18 protein-coding genes and 1 tRNA gene are annotated in these 14,934 nt (G+C 72.0%); 10 read left to right on the forward strand and 9 right to left on the reverse strand.

Annotation, left to right across the window (positions count from 1 at the left end; all coding sequences use genetic code 11):
* Position 1 precedes the first annotated feature (1 nt).
* Positions 2-1,183 carry an MFS transporter gene (locus tag QP939_RS33670; RefSeq protein WP_285450294.1) on the forward strand — a complete coding sequence of 394 codons (1,182 nt, stop codon included), beginning with the start codon at positions 2-4 and terminating at the stop codon, positions 1,181-1,183.
* On the opposite strand, the gene QP939_RS33675 is transcribed toward QP939_RS33670, so the two are convergent.
* Positions 1,180-2,163, reverse strand: coding sequence for a cation diffusion facilitator family transporter (locus tag QP939_RS33675; protein WP_285450295.1), 984 nt, complete (start codon positions 2,161-2,163; stop codon positions 1,180-1,182). The two genes, QP939_RS33670 and QP939_RS33675, sit on opposite strands and share 4 nt — an antisense overlap.
* A gap of 54 nt (positions 2,164-2,217) precedes the next feature.
* Between QP939_RS33675 and QP939_RS33680 the strand changes: the two genes are divergently transcribed.
* The 3 genes from QP939_RS33680 to QP939_RS33690 all read left to right on the forward strand — a co-directional run bounded on the left by QP939_RS33680 (position 2,218) and on the right by QP939_RS33690 (position 3,978).
* Positions 2,218-2,571, forward strand: a complete 354-nt coding sequence (locus QP939_RS33680) for an ArsR/SmtB family transcription factor (protein ID WP_285450296.1) — start codon at positions 2,218-2,220, stop codon at positions 2,569-2,571.
* Between the two features lie 67 nt (positions 2,572-2,638).
* Entirely contained in the window at positions 2,639-3,217 is a 579-nt protein-coding gene (locus tag QP939_RS33685; protein WP_285450297.1) for a TIGR03086 family metal-binding protein, read from the forward strand.
* A 314-nt stretch (positions 3,218-3,531) separates the two neighbouring features.
* A complete protein-coding gene (locus QP939_RS33690; protein WP_285450298.1) occupies positions 3,532-3,978 on the forward strand; it encodes a nitroreductase family deazaflavin-dependent oxidoreductase in 447 nt (148 codons plus the stop codon).
* A 1-nt stretch (position 3,979) separates the two neighbouring features.
* Here the strand turns inward: QP939_RS33690 and QP939_RS33695 are convergent, their stop codons facing one another.
* Both QP939_RS33695 and QP939_RS33700 read right to left on the reverse strand, forming a co-directional pair.
* Positions 3,980-4,789 (reverse strand): ANTAR domain-containing protein, encoded by an 810-nt coding sequence (locus QP939_RS33695; RefSeq protein WP_285450299.1) that lies wholly within the window; start codon positions 4,787-4,789, stop codon positions 3,980-3,982.
* 61 nt (positions 4,790-4,850) lie between these two features.
* Positions 4,851-5,291, reverse strand: a complete 441-nt coding sequence (locus tag QP939_RS33700) for an Hsp20/alpha crystallin family protein (RefSeq protein WP_285450300.1) — start codon at positions 5,289-5,291, stop codon at positions 4,851-4,853.
* A 108-nt stretch (positions 5,292-5,399) separates the two neighbouring features.
* On the opposite strand from QP939_RS33700, the gene QP939_RS33705 reads away from it, so the two are divergent.
* From QP939_RS33705 to QP939_RS33715, 3 genes are all read left to right on the forward strand, one after another.
* Positions 5,400-6,008, forward strand: a complete 609-nt coding sequence (locus tag QP939_RS33705) for an HSP18 transcriptional regulator (RefSeq protein WP_285450302.1) — start codon at positions 5,400-5,402, stop codon at positions 6,006-6,008.
* A 66-nt stretch (positions 6,009-6,074) separates the two neighbouring features.
* Positions 6,075-6,311 (forward strand): DUF6480 family protein, encoded by a 237-nt coding sequence (locus tag QP939_RS33710; protein ID WP_285450303.1) that lies wholly within the window; start codon positions 6,075-6,077, stop codon positions 6,309-6,311.
* Between the two features lie 29 nt (positions 6,312-6,340).
* A complete protein-coding gene (locus QP939_RS33715; RefSeq protein WP_285450305.1) occupies positions 6,341-6,511 on the forward strand; it encodes a hypothetical protein in 171 nt (56 codons plus the stop codon).
* Here the strand turns inward: QP939_RS33715 and QP939_RS33720 are convergent.
* From QP939_RS33720 to mdlC, 4 genes are read right to left on the reverse strand one after another with little or no spacing between them, the layout of a single operon-like run.
* Positions 6,508-6,669: a hypothetical protein gene (locus QP939_RS33720; RefSeq protein ID WP_285450306.1), complete on the reverse strand. Its 162-nt coding sequence runs from the start codon at positions 6,667-6,669 to the stop codon at positions 6,508-6,510. The two genes, QP939_RS33715 and QP939_RS33720, sit on opposite strands and share 4 nt — an antisense overlap.
* Positions 6,670-6,678: 9 nt before the next feature.
* Positions 6,679-7,902 carry an MFS transporter gene (locus QP939_RS33725; RefSeq protein WP_285450307.1) on the reverse strand — a complete coding sequence of 408 codons (1,224 nt, stop codon included), beginning with the start codon at positions 7,900-7,902 and terminating at the stop codon, positions 6,679-6,681.
* Between the two features lie 14 nt (positions 7,903-7,916).
* Positions 7,917-9,344, reverse strand: a complete 1,428-nt coding sequence (locus tag QP939_RS33730) for a benzaldehyde dehydrogenase (protein WP_285450308.1) — start codon at positions 9,342-9,344, stop codon at positions 7,917-7,919.
* 2 nt (positions 9,345-9,346) lie between these two features.
* On the reverse strand, positions 9,347-10,795 hold the full coding sequence (gene mdlC, locus QP939_RS33735) for a benzoylformate decarboxylase (RefSeq protein ID WP_352252786.1): 1,449 nt from the start codon (positions 10,793-10,795) through the stop codon (positions 9,347-9,349).
* A gap of 225 nt (positions 10,796-11,020) precedes the next feature.
* On the opposite strand from mdlC, the gene QP939_RS33740 reads away from it, so the two are divergent.
* The gene (locus QP939_RS33740; RefSeq protein WP_285450309.1) at positions 11,021-11,911 is read left to right on the forward strand and encodes a LysR family transcriptional regulator; all 891 of its coding nucleotides are present in this window, start codon (positions 11,021-11,023) and stop codon (positions 11,909-11,911) included.
* Here the strand turns inward: QP939_RS33740 and QP939_RS33745 are convergent.
* Positions 11,908-12,651, reverse strand: coding sequence for a cellulose-binding domain-containing protein (locus tag QP939_RS33745; protein WP_285450310.1), 744 nt, complete (start codon positions 12,649-12,651; stop codon positions 11,908-11,910). The two genes, QP939_RS33740 and QP939_RS33745, sit on opposite strands and share 4 nt — an antisense overlap.
* 214 nt (positions 12,652-12,865) lie before the next feature.
* Between QP939_RS33745 and QP939_RS33750 the strand changes: the two genes are divergently transcribed.
* Positions 12,866-13,009 (forward strand): hypothetical protein, encoded by a 144-nt coding sequence (locus QP939_RS33750; RefSeq protein WP_285450311.1) that lies wholly within the window; start codon positions 12,866-12,868, stop codon positions 13,007-13,009.
* A 138-nt stretch (positions 13,010-13,147) separates the two neighbouring features.
* Positions 13,148-13,231, forward strand: a tRNA-Leu gene (locus tag QP939_RS33755).
* Between the two features lie 255 nt (positions 13,232-13,486).
* Here QP939_RS33755 and QP939_RS33760 read toward each other — a convergent pair.
* Positions 13,487-14,646 (reverse strand): IS3 family transposase gene (locus tag QP939_RS33760; RefSeq protein WP_434219586.1). Its coding sequence is split into 2 segments (ribosomal slippage): positions 13,487-14,365 and positions 14,368-14,646, totalling 1,158 coding nucleotides; the frame shifts between segments, so codons are not numbered across the junction.
* Between the last annotated feature and the right edge of the window lie 288 nt (positions 14,647-14,934).

Genomic DNA, 14,934 nt, shown 5'->3' on the forward strand with positions numbered 1-14,934 from the left:
GATGGCGGGGTTCGGCGGTGCGCTGCGCGTGCGGGAGTTCCGGGCGTTGTGGCTGGCCGAGGCGTTGTCGGTGGGTGGCGACCAGGTCGCCAGGGTGGCGTTGTCGCTGGTGGTCTTCGCCAGGACGAACTCGGCGGCGCTGACGGCGTTGACGTACGCGTTGACGTTCGTCCCGGCCGTGCTCGGCGGGGTCCTGCTGTCCGGGCTGGCGGACCGGTACCCGCGGCGGGCGGTGGTCGTGACGACCGACGTCGTCCGCGGCCTGCTCGCCGCCGCGATGGCCGTGCCCGGGCTGCCGCTGTGGCTGCTGTGGGCGCTGATCGGCGTGCTGACCCTGGCGGCCGCGCCGTTCAAGGCCGCGCAGCTCGCGCTGCTGCCGGACGTGCTGCCGGGGCCGTTGTTCCAGGCGGGCATGGGGTTGCGGCAGATCACCACGCAGGCGGTGCAAGTCGCCGGCTTCGGGCTCGGCGGCGTGCTGGTGACGGCGACCGGGCCGGCGGTGGCGCTGCTGGCCAACGCGGCGACGTTCCTCGGGAGCGCGGCGGTGGTCGTGCTGTTCGTGCGGCCCCGCCCGGCGGCGCGGTCCACGCGGACGGCGGGCCCGGCGGCGAAGGCCGGACCGGTGCTGATCGCGGTGTACGCGTTCGCGGCGATGATCGGGTTCCTGGTGGTGCCCGAAGGTCTCGCGGCGCCGTTCGCGTCGCTGGCCGGAGTGGGTTCGGCCGGGGTGGGCGTGCTGATGGCGGCGGACCCGGTCGGCAGCGTCGTGGGCGGCTGGTGGGCGGCCCGCACGGCGGCGCGGCCGCGGACGGCACCGCGGTCGGTCGCGGTCCCGGCGGCGCTGGCCGGGTTGCCGCTGCTGCTGTGCCCGGTGCTGCCGGGCTGGTGGGCGGTGGGGTGCTGGGCGGTGTCGGGCGGGCTGTCGACGGTGTACCTGATCCGCCTGCAGGCGGCGGTGGTCGACCTGATCCCGGACGAGCGCCGCGGCACGGTGATGGGCCGGTTGAGCACGTGCCTGTACAGCTCCCAGGGCGTGGCGATCGTCGGCGCGGGCCTGCTGGCCGAGCAGATCGGCCCGGCGGTGGCGATCGCGGTGTCCGGCGCACTGGCCACGCTGACGGCGGTCTCGGCGGCCGCGGTCTGGCGGGCCACCGCGCGGCAGGAGGTCCTGGCCCCGGCCTAGTGGTGGGCGAGCTCGGCGCCGGTGGCCGGTTCGGTGTGCACGACCACCGCGGCCAGCCGCGGGATCGCGTGCACCAGCCGGTGTTCGACTTCGTGGGCGAGCACGTGGGCTTGCGTGACGGTGAGGTCGCTTGCCACGGTCACCGCCAGCTCGGCGCGCAGGTGGTGCCCGATCCAGCGCATCCGCAGGTCCCGGGTGCCGAGCACGCCGTCGACGGCGCGGGCGGTGGCTTCGGCCAGCTCGACGGACGCGGGGTCGACGGCGTCCAGCAGCCGCCGGAAGACCTCCTTCGCCGCGTCGCGCAGGACGAACAGGATGGCGACGGTCATGCCGAGCCCGACGATGGGGTCGGCGAGCGGGAACCCGAAGGCGATCCCCGCGGCCCCGACGACGACGGCGAGCGAGGTGAAGCCGTCGGTCCGCGCGTGCAGGCCGTCGGCGACCAGCGCGGCCGAGCCGATCTCGCGCCCGACTTTGATCCGGTACCGCGCGACGAGCTCGTTGCCGACGAAGCCGACGACCCCGGCGGCGGCGACCACCCACGGCTGCCCGACGGGCCGCGGATCGAACAGCCGCAGGACGGATTCGTAGCCGACGAGCACGGCCGAGGCGGCGACGACGAGCACGACGACCACCCCGGCGAGGTCTTCGGCCCGGCCGAAGCCGTAGGTGAACCGGCGCGTCGCGGCCCGCCGCCCGAGCACGAAGGCGATGCCGAGCGGGACGGCGGTGAGCGCGTCGGCGAAGTTGTGGATGGTGTCACCGAGCAGCGCGACCGAACCGGTGACGAGCACGAGCACCAGCTGCGCGACGGCGGTGGCGAACAGCGCGGCGAAGGACCACCCGAGGGCGCGAAGACCCCGCCGGCTGCTTTCGAGGGCGTGGTCGACGCGGTCGGCGCTGTCGTGACTGTGCGGGCGCCACCGGGAGTGGCCGTGTCCGTGTCCGTGTCCGTGTCCGTGTCCATGTCCGTGTCCCATGGGATGAGTCTATCTGCGCACACACGCAGATACGCAAGTAGTAGGGTAGTGGGCATGCACGCGTCGCTGCCGGACTTCGACATGCCCACCGAAGAGCAGGTCCACCTGGCGGCGGAGTCGTTCCGCCTCCTCGCCGACCCGACGCGCATCAAGGTGCTGTGGGCGTTGTTGCAGGGCGAGTCCTCGGTGGCGTGTTTGGCAGAGCTGGCCGGAGCGGCCCCGACGGCGGTGAGCCAGCACTTGGCGAAGCTCCGGCTGGCGGGCTTGGTGAAGGGCCGCCGGGAGGGAACGTTCGTGTACTACTCGGCGGCCGACAACCACGTGCGCGGCCTGCTGGCCCAGGCGTTGCACCACGCGGACCACCTGGACCGCGACCTGCCGTCGGAGCACGCGCACCACCCCAGCTGATCCTGTCGAGTCCGGGCCCGCCCGTTCGTCCTCGAGGTGAAACCACCTCTCAGGACGAAGGAGCGAAATGGACACAATGGACTTGTTCGGCCGCGCACAGGACGGCGTCGACGCGGTGCTGGCCGCGGTACGCGATGACCAATGGGAAACCCCGTCAGCCTGCGCGGAGTGGTCGGTGCGGGACGTGGCCGGTCACGTCATCTGGGGCCAGAACCAGCTCCGCGCCTGGGCGACCGGCGAGGACTACGCCGAACCCGCGGGCGCCCCGGGCGCACCCCACCCGGCAAAACTGGCCGGCGACGACCCGCTGGCGACCTGGCGAGCGGCGCGGGTGACCACCCTGACCGACGACCAGCTGCACCGGGAGATCACGTTGACCGGCCTCGGCGAGATCCCCCTCGTCGGCGTGGTCACGCTGCTGATCACGGACCTGGTCGCGCACAGCTGGGACATCGGCTCGGCCACCGGCCAGGACGTGCGCCCGGAACCCGAACTCGTGGACGTCGCCTTCGAATGGGCGCGGGCGCACGTAGTCCGGCGCCCCGGTTTCTTCGGCCCGGAACTCGAGCCGCCCGCGGGTGCCGACGAGTGGACGCGGCTGCTCGCCTTCCTCGGCCGCCGGGCCTGGGCGTCCGTCTCGGTCTGAGCGTTGTTTCCGGTGCGGAGCGTGGTGGTAGCCCACGATGATCGCCGCCCGAACGGCGGGCGGCGCGGAGGGATGACCGATGCCCACGACCGCAGTTCGCCTGACCGCACCGCCGATGCCGCCCGAACCGCTCCCGCCCGATCCCGTCGTTCCGGACCCGGTGCCGCCGGGTCCGGGGCCGGACCGGCCGACTCCGGAACCCGGCGGCACGCCCGTGCCCGATCCGCTGCCGCCGGACCCGCAGCCCGGCCCGGAACGCAGTTACGAGAATCAGATCATATGAAACTCATATGATCTCGTGTACCGTCGGCGGCATGACAACAGCGCAGAACTACCGCCGGATGGTCAACGCGGGGAACAAGATCGTCGTGCGGCTGCAGCGGCTCGGCCTCGCGTTCGGCCCGATGCAGCTGCTCACGGTCGCGGGGCGGCGCACCGGCGTCCCCCGCACCTTCCCGATCGCGGTCATCCCGCTGGACGGTGACCGCTACATCTTCCAGGCCTACCCGAAGGCGGCCTGGGTGGCCAACGCGCGGGCCGCGGGCGAGGTGACGCTCACCCGCGGCCGCCGCGCGTCGGCCGCGCGGCTGACCGAAGTTCCCGTCGAAGAACGCCGTCCGCTGCTGCGGAAGCTGGTCGAGCAGAGCCCGCCGAGCGTGGGGAAGCGGCTCGTCACCACCGGCCTCGCGGACGCCCCGACGCCGGACGCCGTCGCCGCCGCGGCCGAGCGCATCGCGGTCTTCCGCGTCGAGCCCGCCTGAGTCAGCCGGACGTCAACCCGGGAGCCGAAGTTCCCTCCAGCGCACGCAAAACCTGCGCGGCGGCGACGCGGGCGGCGGGACTCGGGAGGATCGTGCGGTCGCCGTCCGGCTGCGGCGCCGGTGCCCCGGCGAGCAGCTCCACCAGGGCGACGGCGAGCTCGCGCACCTTGACGTTGAACTCCTGGCTCGCGCGGCGCAGAGTCGCCCACGCCTCGTCGGGGTCGCAGCGGCGCAGGGCGATGACGATGCCCTTGGCCTCCTCCAGCGCGGCCCGCGACTGCAGGAGGTCGAGCATCTGGCCGGTCCGGTCCGGCCGCGCCGCCGCCTCGGCGACGACGAACGCCAGCGCGGCGAGCCGTTCGTGGCGGCGCAGCACCGTCAGGGTCTCTTCGGTGGCGGGGCGGTCCAGCATCACGGACAGCACCAATCCGCCTTCGGTGTCCGACGTCGCGGGCAGCGCGGCGACCCCCCGCACGCGCGGCCAGTCCGCCGCGAGCGCGGGGTGGCGTTCGATCAGCCCGCTCAGCGTGAGCCACGGCCACCGTTCGTCGGCGAAGACGTCGGCGGTGAGCACCGGCTTGCCGGTGCGGCCCGCGGCGGGCACCGGCCCGTCGAACCGGTCCACCTGGGCGGGCACGAAAACCGCGGAAAGGCCGCGCGCGGCCGCCACGCGCGGGGGAGCGTCGCCGTGGTGCGTGGAGACGGCGGCGCCGAGCGTGCCCGGCACGTCCGCGGCGATCCGCTCGAGCAGTTCCTCGAGCAGCGCGGTCACCGGGGTTCGCTCGCCCGGCGTGGGTCTGTCGGTCAGCACGAACCCTCCTCGTCGCGTGGCGGCGGGCCGGGAGGGTGGCTCCCGGCCCGCCGCGGCGGGGTCAGGCCTTGATTTCCTTGCGTTCGCCGCTGCCGCTGATCGAGATGCGCCGCGGCTTCGCCTTGTCCGCGACGGGGATGCGGACGGTCAGCACGCCGGCGTCGTAGTCGGCGGTGATGCGGTCGGTGTCGAGGGTGTCGCCGAGGAACAGCTGGCGCGAGAACACGCCGAGCGGCCGCTCGGACACCTGCATCTGGACGTCGTCACCGGTCGGCAGGGGCCGTCGTTCGGCCTTGACGGTGAGGACGTTGCGCTCGATGTCCAGCTCCACGGCACCGGGGTCGACGCCGGGCAGGTCGAAGCAGACCACGAACTCGTCGCCGGCGCGGTAGGCGTCCATCGGCATGGCGGCCGGCTTGGACCAGGTGCCGGGGGCCGAGCTGCCGAAAACCTGCTGGGCGAGCCGGTCGAAGTCGCGGAACGGGTCGGTGCGCATCAACATCGGGATCCACCTCCTGTGGTTCGACGACTCTCTGGTGTCAACACGCACCTCTGTTCTATCATGTCGTCGAAGCGATGACAAGTGACAGGTCGTCGGAAGGATGACGGAATGAATGAAAGCGACCCCGCCGGCGCCGTACGCCGGATCCACGATGTGGTCGAGGCGGCCCGCGCGGGCACGGCGGAGCAGGACAGCCTGCTGACCGCGCTGACGAGCCTGCGCCTGCTGCGCGAGGAGCTCGCGGGCTGGGAACCGGAGCTGATCACGGCGGCCAGGGCGGCCGGGGCGAGCTGGGTGGTGCTGGCGCCCGCGCTCGGCGTCGCCAGCCGCCAGGCCGCGGAACGGCGCTACCTGCGCCTGCAGCCGTCGGACACCGGGGAGAAGACCGGCGAGGCGCGTGTCGACGCGGAGCGCGACCGGCGCGCGGGCGACCGGGCCGTCGCGGACTGGGCGCGGCGCAACTCCGCCATCCTGCGCCAGCTGGCGGGCCGGGTCAGCGCCCTCGACGGCCTCGGCCCGGCGGCCCAGGAGAGCGCCGACCGGCTCGGTGCCGCCCTCGGCGACGACGACCCCGCCTCCCTGCTCCCGCCGCTGGCCGCGGCCCAGCCGCACCTGACCGACGCCCACGCCGGCCTGGCCGAGCAGCTCGGGGCGATCTCCGAACAGACCGCGCAGCTCCGCCGCGACGCCGTGGGAAACCGCAGATCCCGGGACTGACGCGTTTGCCCGGCGGACCGCCGGGCACCCGTCGCGGAAGCGAAACCGCGACGAAGGGACGCCGCCATGACCGCCGACCCGCCGGATCCGGACCCGCGCCGGACCCCGGACCTCGAGGCCGGTGGCGGGGTGCCGCCCGGCAGCACGCCACCCGACTCGGCCCAGACGTCCGGGCTCTCGCACCCCCAGCCCATGCCGTCGAAGACCACGCCCGTGCTGTGGCTGATCCTCACCGGCGTCCTCGTGCTGATGGTCGCCGCGCTCGTCATCGCGCTCGCCTTCGGCTGGCTGGGCGGTGTCTGAGACCGCCCGGCACCGGGTACCCGCCGATCATGGAACCCGATGACAAGCGGTCCGAGACCCGGGCCGAGCTGCTGCCCGAGGAGCAAGCCGCCGACAGCGACGACCCGCGCGGCCAGGCCCGCGAAGTCCTGCGCGACTCCGACCGCCGCACCGAGCGGCCGGAGCCCACCATGCGCCGCCGTCCCGAAGAGACGGCCTAGTCACCGCCGCGAAAGTTCTCCTGCGAACCCGGGTGCCCGGGCCGCGCCTTCGCGTCTTCGTCTTCCAGCGGCCCTTCGGGCTCGTTGCGGCGAGGCGGGTCGTCGACCCGGTTGCCGCTCGAGTCCTCTTCGCCGGTTTCGTGGTGTGGTTCCGACATCCCCTGCGGCTACCCCGCGGACACCGGCGTCAACCGCTCCGGCTCACGCGCCTCCCCGCGCAGCGCCAGCACCGCGACCAGGCCGAACGCGGCCACGACGGCGAAGAAGTAGAAACCCCACGGATAGGCGACCCCGGCCGTCACCAGCGCGCCGGTGACGAACGGCCCGAGGATCGAGCCGAGCCGTCCGACCGCCGACGTCAGCCCGAGCGCGGTCCCGCGTGCCTGCGCCGGGAACGCCTGCGCGACGTACCCGTAGATCAGCACCTGCGCGGAGAACACGAACACGCCGGTCAGCAGCACGACCGTGTTGAGCACGAACGCGTTGCCGATCTTCAGGCTCAGCGCGGCCAGCAGCACGGCACCGGCGCCGAACCAGATCCGCGCGATCGGCCGGATGCCGAAGCGGTCGGCGATCGTGCCGGCCAGCACCAGCCCGAGCACCGCGCCGATGTTGAGCACCAGCAGCAGCGTGATCGACGTCGAGATCGGGTAGCCGGCGGTCCGCATCAGCTGCGGCAGCCACGTGTTGAGCCCGTAGACCAGCAGCAGCCCCATGAACGAGCCGGTCCACACGGCGATGCTGATCCGCCGGAACCGGGCGCCGAGCAGGTCCTTCAGGCCGATGCGCTCGGTCGCGGGCTCCTCCTTGGCCGCGAGGTAGGCCGCGGATTCCGGCAGCTTCCACCACATCAGCGGCACGGCCAGCAGTCCGACGATCCCGCCGCCGTAGAACAGCAGGTGCCAGTCTTCTTTCGCGTACAGCGCGAGAACCGAGGTCAGCACCGCGCCGACGTGGTAGCCGGTCATGGTGAACGTGCTCGCGCTGGCGCGGCGCCGCGCGGGCAGGTTTTCCGACATGACCGTGAGCGCCACCGGCATGCACGCGCCGAGGCCGAGCCCGGCGACGAACCGGAAGATCCCGAACGTCGCGACGTTCGGCGCCACCGGCGTCAGCAAGGTGAACAGCGAGAACAGCAGCACCGAGCCGATGAGCATGCCGCGGCGGCCGAAGCGGTCGGTGAGCGGGCCGAGGCAGGCCGCGCCGACGGCCACGCCGATCAGCGAGACCGTCGCGACCAGCGTCGCGCCGGCCGCGGTGAAGCCGAGGTAACCGCTCTTGAGCAGGGTGGGGATGGTGGCGCCGAGCGCGACCAGGTCGTAGCCCTCGAGCAGGACGGTCAGCCAGCAGAGGACCGCCGTCCACACGGGACGGGCGGGAGACGTCGTCATTGCCGTGCTCCTTGTCAGAACGGGTAGCCCGCGATGTCCGCGCGGACGGTCAGCCACTGGGTTTCGGTGAAGGCCTCGATGTTGGCCTTGGCCCCGCCGAAGCGGGAGCCGTTGCCGGAGTCGCCGACACCGCCGAACGGGGCGGTGGGCTCGTCGCCGACGGTCTGCTCGTTGATGTGCACTTTCCCCGAGCGGACCTCGTCGGCCAGCTTCATCGCGGTGCCGACGTCGCCGAGGATGCCGACCGAGAGGCCGTACTCGGAGTCGTTGACCAGCCGCGCGGCCTCGTCGAGGTCGCGGTAGGCCCGCACCGGCGCGACCGGGCCGAAGATCTCCTCGCGCCACGCCGGGGTGTCGTCGCCGAGTCCGAAGAGGACGGTCGGCGGGTAGAACGGCGCGTCGGGCTTGCCGCCCGCCAGCACCCGCGCGCCCGCCGCGACGCTGCGGTCGACGACGTCGGTGACGTGCGCGAGCTGGCGGTCGTCGATGATCGGGCCGAGCGCGACGTCGCCCTCGGCCGGGTTCCCCACGGGCAGCCGTCGCGCCTTCTCGGCGAGGGCTTCGACGTATTCGTCCACTTGGGACTCGTGCACGAGGTGGCGGCCGGTGGTCATGCAGATCTGGCCCTGGTGCAGGAACGAACCGAACGCGCCGGCGGAGGCCGCCTCGGCGACGTCGGCGCCCGGCAGCACGACGAGCGCGTTGTTCCCGCCCAGCTCCAGGTGGACGCGCTTGAGCGAGCGCGCGGCGGCTTCGCCGACCTTCCGCCCGGCCGCGGTGGAGCCGGTGAACGACACCACGGACACCTCGGGCGCGTCGACGACCGCGGCGCCCACGGCGGCGTCGCCGGGCAGCAGGTGCAGCAGGCCCTCGGGCAGCCCGGCCTCCTCGAAGACCCGCAGGATGCTCACGCCGCCGGACACCGCGGTCCGCAGGTCGGGCTTGAGCAGCACGGCGTTGCCGAGCGCCAGCGCGGGCGCGACCGAGCGGATCGCCAGGATCAGCGGGAAGTTGAACGGCGAGATCACCGAAACCACCCCGCACGGCGTGCGCCGGGCCAGCGACCAGCGCGGCTCGCCGGTGCTCAGGACCTCGCCGAGGGGGTGGGTCGGCAGGGCCGCGGCTTCGAAGCAGATCCCGGCCGCCATCTCCGTCTCGATCCCGGCTTTCGGCCGCGTCGAACCGGCTTCGCGGACGATCCAGTCCTGGACCTCGGCGGCGTGCGCCTCCCACAGCTCACCGGCGCGGCGCAGCACCGCGGCACGCTCGGCGGGCTTGCGCCGCGCCCAGTCGCGCTGGGCCTTCGCGGCGGTCTCGGCGGCCTTCGCGACGTCCTCCGGCGTCGCGATCCCGACGCGGCCCAGGGTTTCCCCGGTGGCGGGTTCGACGACCGCGTGGGTCCCGCCGGTTCCGCCGAGGAACTCGTTGTCCAGCAAGGTCATGCTCACTCCGGTGTGGTCGGTTCGGTGTCGACCTGGATCAGCCGCGGGCCGTCCGGGGTCGTCTTGAGCTGGTCACGCAGGTCGGCTTCGCCGGTGACGGTCGTGGCGGGCACGCCGTAGCCCTCGGCGATCGAGGTGAAGTCGAGGCCGGGGATCTCGGTGCCGGGCACGTCCGGCGTGCCGAGCAGCTCGCCGAACCACCGCAGGGCGCCGTAGACGCCGTTGCGCAGGATCACGAACGTGACCGGGACGCGGTAGTGCGCGGCGGTCCACAACGCCGTGATGCCGTAGTTGGCCGAGCCGTCGCCGATGACGCCGACGACCGGGCGGTCCGGGCTGCCCATGGCGACGCCGACCGCGGCGGGCAGGCCGAACCCGAGCCCACCGGCGGCGGGGAAGAAGTACGAGCCTTCGCGGCGCAGGTCCATCTGCCGCCACCACGCCGAGTTCGTCGACGTCGACTCGACGACGTAACGGGTGTCGGCGGCCTGGGTGTCGCGCAGCGCGGCGAAGACCTGCTCGGGGTGCAGTGCCTTTTCGCCGGTCTTGGGTGCCGGGTTCCCGACGTAGTCGTGCTGGGTCGCGCGGGCTGGGAGCTGCTTCAGCAGCGCCTCGATGACCGGGGCGGGGTCGGCGACCAGCGCCTCGCCCATCGGCGCGCGGGCCGCGGCGCCGAAGTCGTCGGTCACCTGGATCAGCCGGGTGCCCTCGGGCAGGTAGGCGCCGGGCACGTGCTGGTGGTAGCGGAACACCGGCGCGCCGAGCACGAGCACGAGGTCGTGCCCGGTGAGCGCGGCCGAGATCGGCGCGATGCCCGCGGGCAGCACGCCGCGGAACAGCGGGTGCCGGTTGGGGAAGGGCAGCCGGTGCGGCGACGGCGCCACCCAGGTCGGCAGGTCGAGGTGCTCGGCGAGAGCGACGGCGCGGTCGAACAAGCCGGTGGCGTCGACGTCGCCGCCGAGCACCAGCGCGGGGTTCTTCGCGGCCTCGACCGTCTTGACGAGGTCGTCCAGCTGGGCTTCGGACGGCGTGAGTCCTCTTCGGACGGTCCGCTCGAGCGTCGCGGCGGCGTTCGCGTCGAGTTCGGCGGCCCAGTCGTCGTAGGGCACCGAGAGGTAGCTCGGGCGCCGGTGCAGCTCGGCCTCGAACACGGCCTGGGCGAGCGAGCGCGGGACGTCCTCGGCGCAGCTCGGCTCGCCCGACCAGGCCACGAGCGGGCGCATCAGCTGCGTGGCCTCGACGTTGGCGAGCATCGCCTCCAGCCCGATCGCCGAGCGCACCTGCTGCCCGGCGGTCAGCACCAGGGGAGAGCGCGAGTAGACGGCGTTGGTCAGGGCGCCCATGGCGTTGCCCGAACCGGCGGCGGCGTGCAGGTTGACCAGCACCGGGCGGCCGGTGGCCTGCGCGTAGCCGTCGGCCATCCCGACGACGGCGCCCTCGTGCAGGCCCAGGACGTACCGGAAGTGCGCCGGGAAGCTCGGCGAGGAAGGGCAGCTCGTTCGAACCGGGGTTGCCGAAGATCGTGGTCAGGCCACGGCGGTCCAGGAACTCGTGGGCGAGCCGGCGGGCGGTGGGCATGCGCGGGTCCTCCTCGGGCGGGTTGGACCGAACCCTAAGGAGCCCAGCGCCTGTGTTCCAATAAATGTTGTCTCGGTGGTTCATAGAGGAGATCGATGATGCGCGACTTCGACCTCAACCTGGTGCGGACGTTCGTGCTGCTCTACGAGACCCGCAGCGTGACGGCGACGGCGGAGTCCCTGCACGTCACGCAGCCGACGATCAGCTACAGCCTGCAGAAGCTGCGGCGCCGGTTCTCCGACGAGCTGTTCCGCCGCACGGGCGGCGGCCTGGTGCCGACGACGACGGCCCGAGCGCTGTACGAGCCGTTGCACAGCGCGCTGTCGGGCATCGAGACGGCGGTGAGCGGCGCGTGGTCGTTCTCGCCGTCGACGTCACGCGCGGCGTTCACGCTGTGCTTGTCGGACCTGGGCGAGATCTCGCTGCTGCCGCGCCTGATGGCGGCGCTGCCCGCGGCGGCGCCGGGGGTGACGCTGACGGTCCGCCCGCTGGACGTCGAGCGCGCGGCGGACCAGCTCGGCCGCGGCGAGATCGACGCGTTCATCGCGTCCCCGCTGATCAGCTCCCAGCGCGTCGCCCGGGTCCCGCTGTTTTCGGAGGGCTACCTGGGCATGGTGGCGCGGGACCACCCGCGCCTGGGCGATTCGGTGGACTTCGCGGAGTTGGCGGCGGAGAGGCACGTGACGGTGTTCGGCCCCACAGGCCACGACGGCCCGCGGCGAGCACTGGAGGCGCACGGGCTCCTGGACCAGGTGGTCCTGGAGGTGACGCGCTTCGCGGCCCTGCCGTACCTGGTCCAGGACGGCGAGCTGGTGGCGATGGTGCCGAGGCTGGTGGCGGAGATGTTCGCGGCCCAGCACCGGGTGCGGCTGTTCGAGCTGCCGATGGACGTCGAGCCGGCGCAGGTATCGGTCTACACGCGACACACGCACGCCCGCAGCCCGGCGCAGCACTGGCTGGTGGACTTCATGCGCGAAGTGCTCGGCTAACCGGCGTCGCAGCGGGCGCCGTTGAGGGCAAAGCCGGTGGGCGGCGGGTTCCCGTGGTCGAAGGCGCCGTTGAAGCCGATGTCGACGGTGGCGCCCGGCGCGAGCGTGGCGTTGTAGGAAACGGCGTCGATCGTGACGCGTCCACCGCGCTGGCTGAAGTCGCCGTTCCAGCTGTGGGTGACGCGCTGCCCGGCGGCGAAGGTCCAGGTGAGCGTCCACGGCGAGAGCGTCTCGCTGCCGTTGTTGGTGACCGAGACGCCCGCGGTGAAGCCATCGGTCCACTGATCGGTCACGCTGAACCGCACGAGGCATTTCGCGGTTTCGACAGGAGGCGGCGCGGCCTGGGACGACGTCTGCCGCAGCACGGTGGGAATCGGCGTCGGACTCGCCGGTTTGACGCTCGTCGGCCGCGAGGACGTCGCGGGGGCGAGAGGAGCGGGGGCGGCCTGACGTCGCGGCGAGCTGTCGGACGTGACGGCGATGACGACGACGCTGCCGACTACCACGACCCCGCCACAGATGCCGGAAATCCACCGAATCCGCCGCCCGGCACGCTGCTGAGCCGCGGCGGCATCGCGAGCGCGCTGCTCGAGGCGTTCGCGGTAGCCGTCGCCGGTGTCTTCCTCGCGAGGGGGAGTGGCTCCAGGGGTCCCGGCGAGCGACCGCGGAGTCGCCCCGGTAGCCCGGAGAAGCTCGGCGACCGAGATCTCATCGTCCCGCCGACGGCCGGCGCGCGCCATCCGAAACCTCCCGTCCCGCGGCCCGACCGGCGAAGCTTAGGGAGCGCGGACGGGCTTGTAAACGGCGTGCACGGGGCCGGGAACTCGACGTCGGAGAAGAAGGTCAGCGCCTTCGCCGCGCGCGGCGCCGAGCTCGTCGCGGCGAACCTTGACGACGAGGCGAGCCTGAGGAGGGCGTTCGAGGGCGCGTACGGCGCGTATCGACGTTCGGCACGTGATCCGCCCGCACCGGCGCGACGACGGCCACACGTCGACGCTGCACGGGAACTACAAGGTCTTGCACCTCGACAGCAAGGCCGAAGCCAAGGCGGTGGGCGCGCAGATGCTGGACCCGTGGACCGTTACCAGGAGCCCCTGAGGATGTTCGCCCAGGCCCAGGCAGCTGAATCGATGCAGAGCAGGCAAAACTTCCCGATCTTGCCAGAGGGCGGGAACGGCGAGATCCGGACCCCCCTGAACGAGGGCGAAGGATCGCCGTATACTCTTTCTTCAGCAGGTCCGAGTGGCGGAATGGCAGACGCGCTAGCTTGAGGTGCTAGTGCCCTTAACGGGCGTGGGGGTTCAAGTCCCCCCTCGGACACAGTATTACCCCACGGATCGCGGAACGCGATCTTGACGCTGGAGTGATCGTAGCTCAGCTCGAATCAATCTTCTCCAGTCGCCATCCGGTGCTGTCGTAGATGATGATCTTCCCTGAGTCGCGCAGCGCCGCGGCCACACGTCTGTGTCTTGGTCGGTCAAGCTCCGGCGTGGCGTGGCCGTCGCTGTCTTGAACGCCGAGCCGGATATGGATGGGTCTGCCCAGGGTTCGGTTGACACCGGAGCTGACTACTTCTCAGGCCGCTGCTGCGGTCGTGTAGATGGTCTCAAACTCGACCGGGGTGAGCTTGCCCAGGGCGCGTTGGCGGCGTTTGCGGTGGTACTTCGTCTCGATCCAGGACACGATCGCCAACCGGAGTTCTTCCCGGGTCCGCCATCGCCGGGTATCGAGAACGTTCTTTTGCAGCAACGAGAAGAATGATTCCATCGCGGCGTTGTCACCACAGGCCCCGACCCGCCCCATCGACCCGGTCAGCCTGTGGCTGCGCAGCAGACGCCGGTAGGCTGCCGACCGGAATTGGGCGCCGCGGTCGGAGTGGACGACGGTTCCGGCCGGGTCACGCAGGGCGATCGCGTTGCGCAGCGCGCTGACGGCGAGTGAGGCCCGCATGTGCGAGTCGATGGAGTATCCGACGATCTTGTTGGAGTAGCAGTCTTTGACCGCACACAAATACAGCTTGCCCTCACCGGTGGAATGTTCGGTGATGTCGGTGAGCCACTTGGTATTCGGTGCGGTGGCGGTGAAGTCCCGGCGGACCAGGTCGTCGTGCACCGGTGGCCCCGCCTTGTGGGAACGGCCTTTCTTCTTGGCGTGCGAAGAGAAGATCTGCTGCATGGAGCAAATCCGCCACACCCGGTTCTCCGAGGCGGTGAAGCCCCGGCGGGCGAGTTCGTCGGCGATGAACCGGTACCCGTCGGCCGGATCGTCGGCGTGGATCTCGAGCGCGGCGTTGATCAGGTGCGCGTCGTCGTAGTCCCGCTGCGAGACCGGCGCTGCACACCATTGGTAGTAGGCCTGCCGGGAGATGCCCAGCACCCTGCACGTCACCGCGACCGACACCCTGATCGGGGCGCCGGCCGCGGCCAGTTCACGGACGAGCGGGAAGACTATTTTCCCGGCAGATTGCCTTGGGCCAGGTAGGCCGCCGCTTTGCGCAGGACCTCGTTCTCCTGCTCCAGCAGGCGGTTGCGTTTGCGCAGTTCCCGTAGCTCGGTGGACTCATCGCGAGTCACGCCGGGCCGGGTGCCGTCCTCGACGTCGGCGGCGCGCAGCCAGTTGGCCAGGCACGACTCGGAGATTCCGAAGTCCTTCGCGACCTGCTTCAACGGGGCTTCGCCGCGGCGGGCGACGGCGATCACGTCGTCGCGGAACTCGCGGGGGTAGGGCTTGGGCACGGTGACATCCTTCCAGGCGAGGCCGGAGCCTCACAGGTGAGGTGTTAACCGAACCCTGGGCAGACCCCAGAGTCCGATACATCACACGGCTCTCGTTATCTCCGGTCGCGGCGCGGGCCGTCGACTGCGGGTGTCAAAAGTCGGCCATATGTCTACTGAACAGCGAGTTGATCCGCCGCGGGTTCATGTTCGTTGATCGGCCGCCGAGGACTGATTGACGACGTACCGGCGTGGGGTTTGAGAGCGCGGTGAGCACCGCGCGGTCGGTCCAGTTCAGCCGCGGGCGGG

The organism is Amycolatopsis nalaikhensis, assembly GCF_030264295.1.
Lineage (GTDB): Bacteria > Actinomycetota > Actinomycetes > Mycobacteriales > Pseudonocardiaceae > Amycolatopsis > Amycolatopsis nalaikhensis.

Excerpts from the sequence above, each read along its gene's own strand:
- QP939_RS33670 (WP_285450294.1), top strand. The coding sequence starts at position 2 with ATGGCGGGGTTCGGCGGTGCGCTGCGCGTGCGGGAGTTCCGGGCGTTG.
- QP939_RS33675 (WP_285450295.1), bottom strand. The coding sequence starts at position 2,163 with ATGGGACACGGACATGGACACGGACACGGACACGGACACGGACACGGC.
- QP939_RS33680 (WP_285450296.1), top strand. The coding sequence starts at position 2,218 with ATGCACGCGTCGCTGCCGGACTTCGACATGCCCACCGAAGAGCAGGTC.
- QP939_RS33685 (WP_285450297.1), top strand. The coding sequence starts at position 2,639 with ATGGACACAATGGACTTGTTCGGCCGCGCACAGGACGGCGTCGACGCG.
- QP939_RS33690 (WP_285450298.1), top strand. The coding sequence starts at position 3,532 with ATGACAACAGCGCAGAACTACCGCCGGATGGTCAACGCGGGGAACAAG.
- QP939_RS33700 (WP_285450300.1), bottom strand. The coding sequence starts at position 5,291 with ATGTTGATGCGCACCGACCCGTTCCGCGACTTCGACCGGCTCGCCCAG.
- QP939_RS33705 (WP_285450302.1), top strand. The coding sequence starts at position 5,400 with ATGAATGAAAGCGACCCCGCCGGCGCCGTACGCCGGATCCACGATGTG.
- QP939_RS33710 (WP_285450303.1), top strand. The coding sequence starts at position 6,075 with ATGACCGCCGACCCGCCGGATCCGGACCCGCGCCGGACCCCGGACCTC.
- QP939_RS33715 (WP_285450305.1), top strand. The coding sequence starts at position 6,341 with ATGGAACCCGATGACAAGCGGTCCGAGACCCGGGCCGAGCTGCTGCCC.
- QP939_RS33720 (WP_285450306.1), bottom strand. The coding sequence starts at position 6,669 with ATGTCGGAACCACACCACGAAACCGGCGAAGAGGACTCGAGCGGCAAC.
- QP939_RS33725 (WP_285450307.1), bottom strand. The coding sequence starts at position 7,902 with ATGACGACGTCTCCCGCCCGTCCCGTGTGGACGGCGGTCCTCTGCTGG.
- QP939_RS33730 (WP_285450308.1), bottom strand. The coding sequence starts at position 9,344 with ATGACCTTGCTGGACAACGAGTTCCTCGGCGGAACCGGCGGGACCCAC.
- QP939_RS33740 (WP_285450309.1), top strand. The coding sequence starts at position 11,021 with ATGCGCGACTTCGACCTCAACCTGGTGCGGACGTTCGTGCTGCTCTAC.
- QP939_RS33745 (WP_285450310.1), bottom strand. The coding sequence starts at position 12,651 with ATGGCGCGCGCCGGCCGTCGGCGGGACGATGAGATCTCGGTCGCCGAG.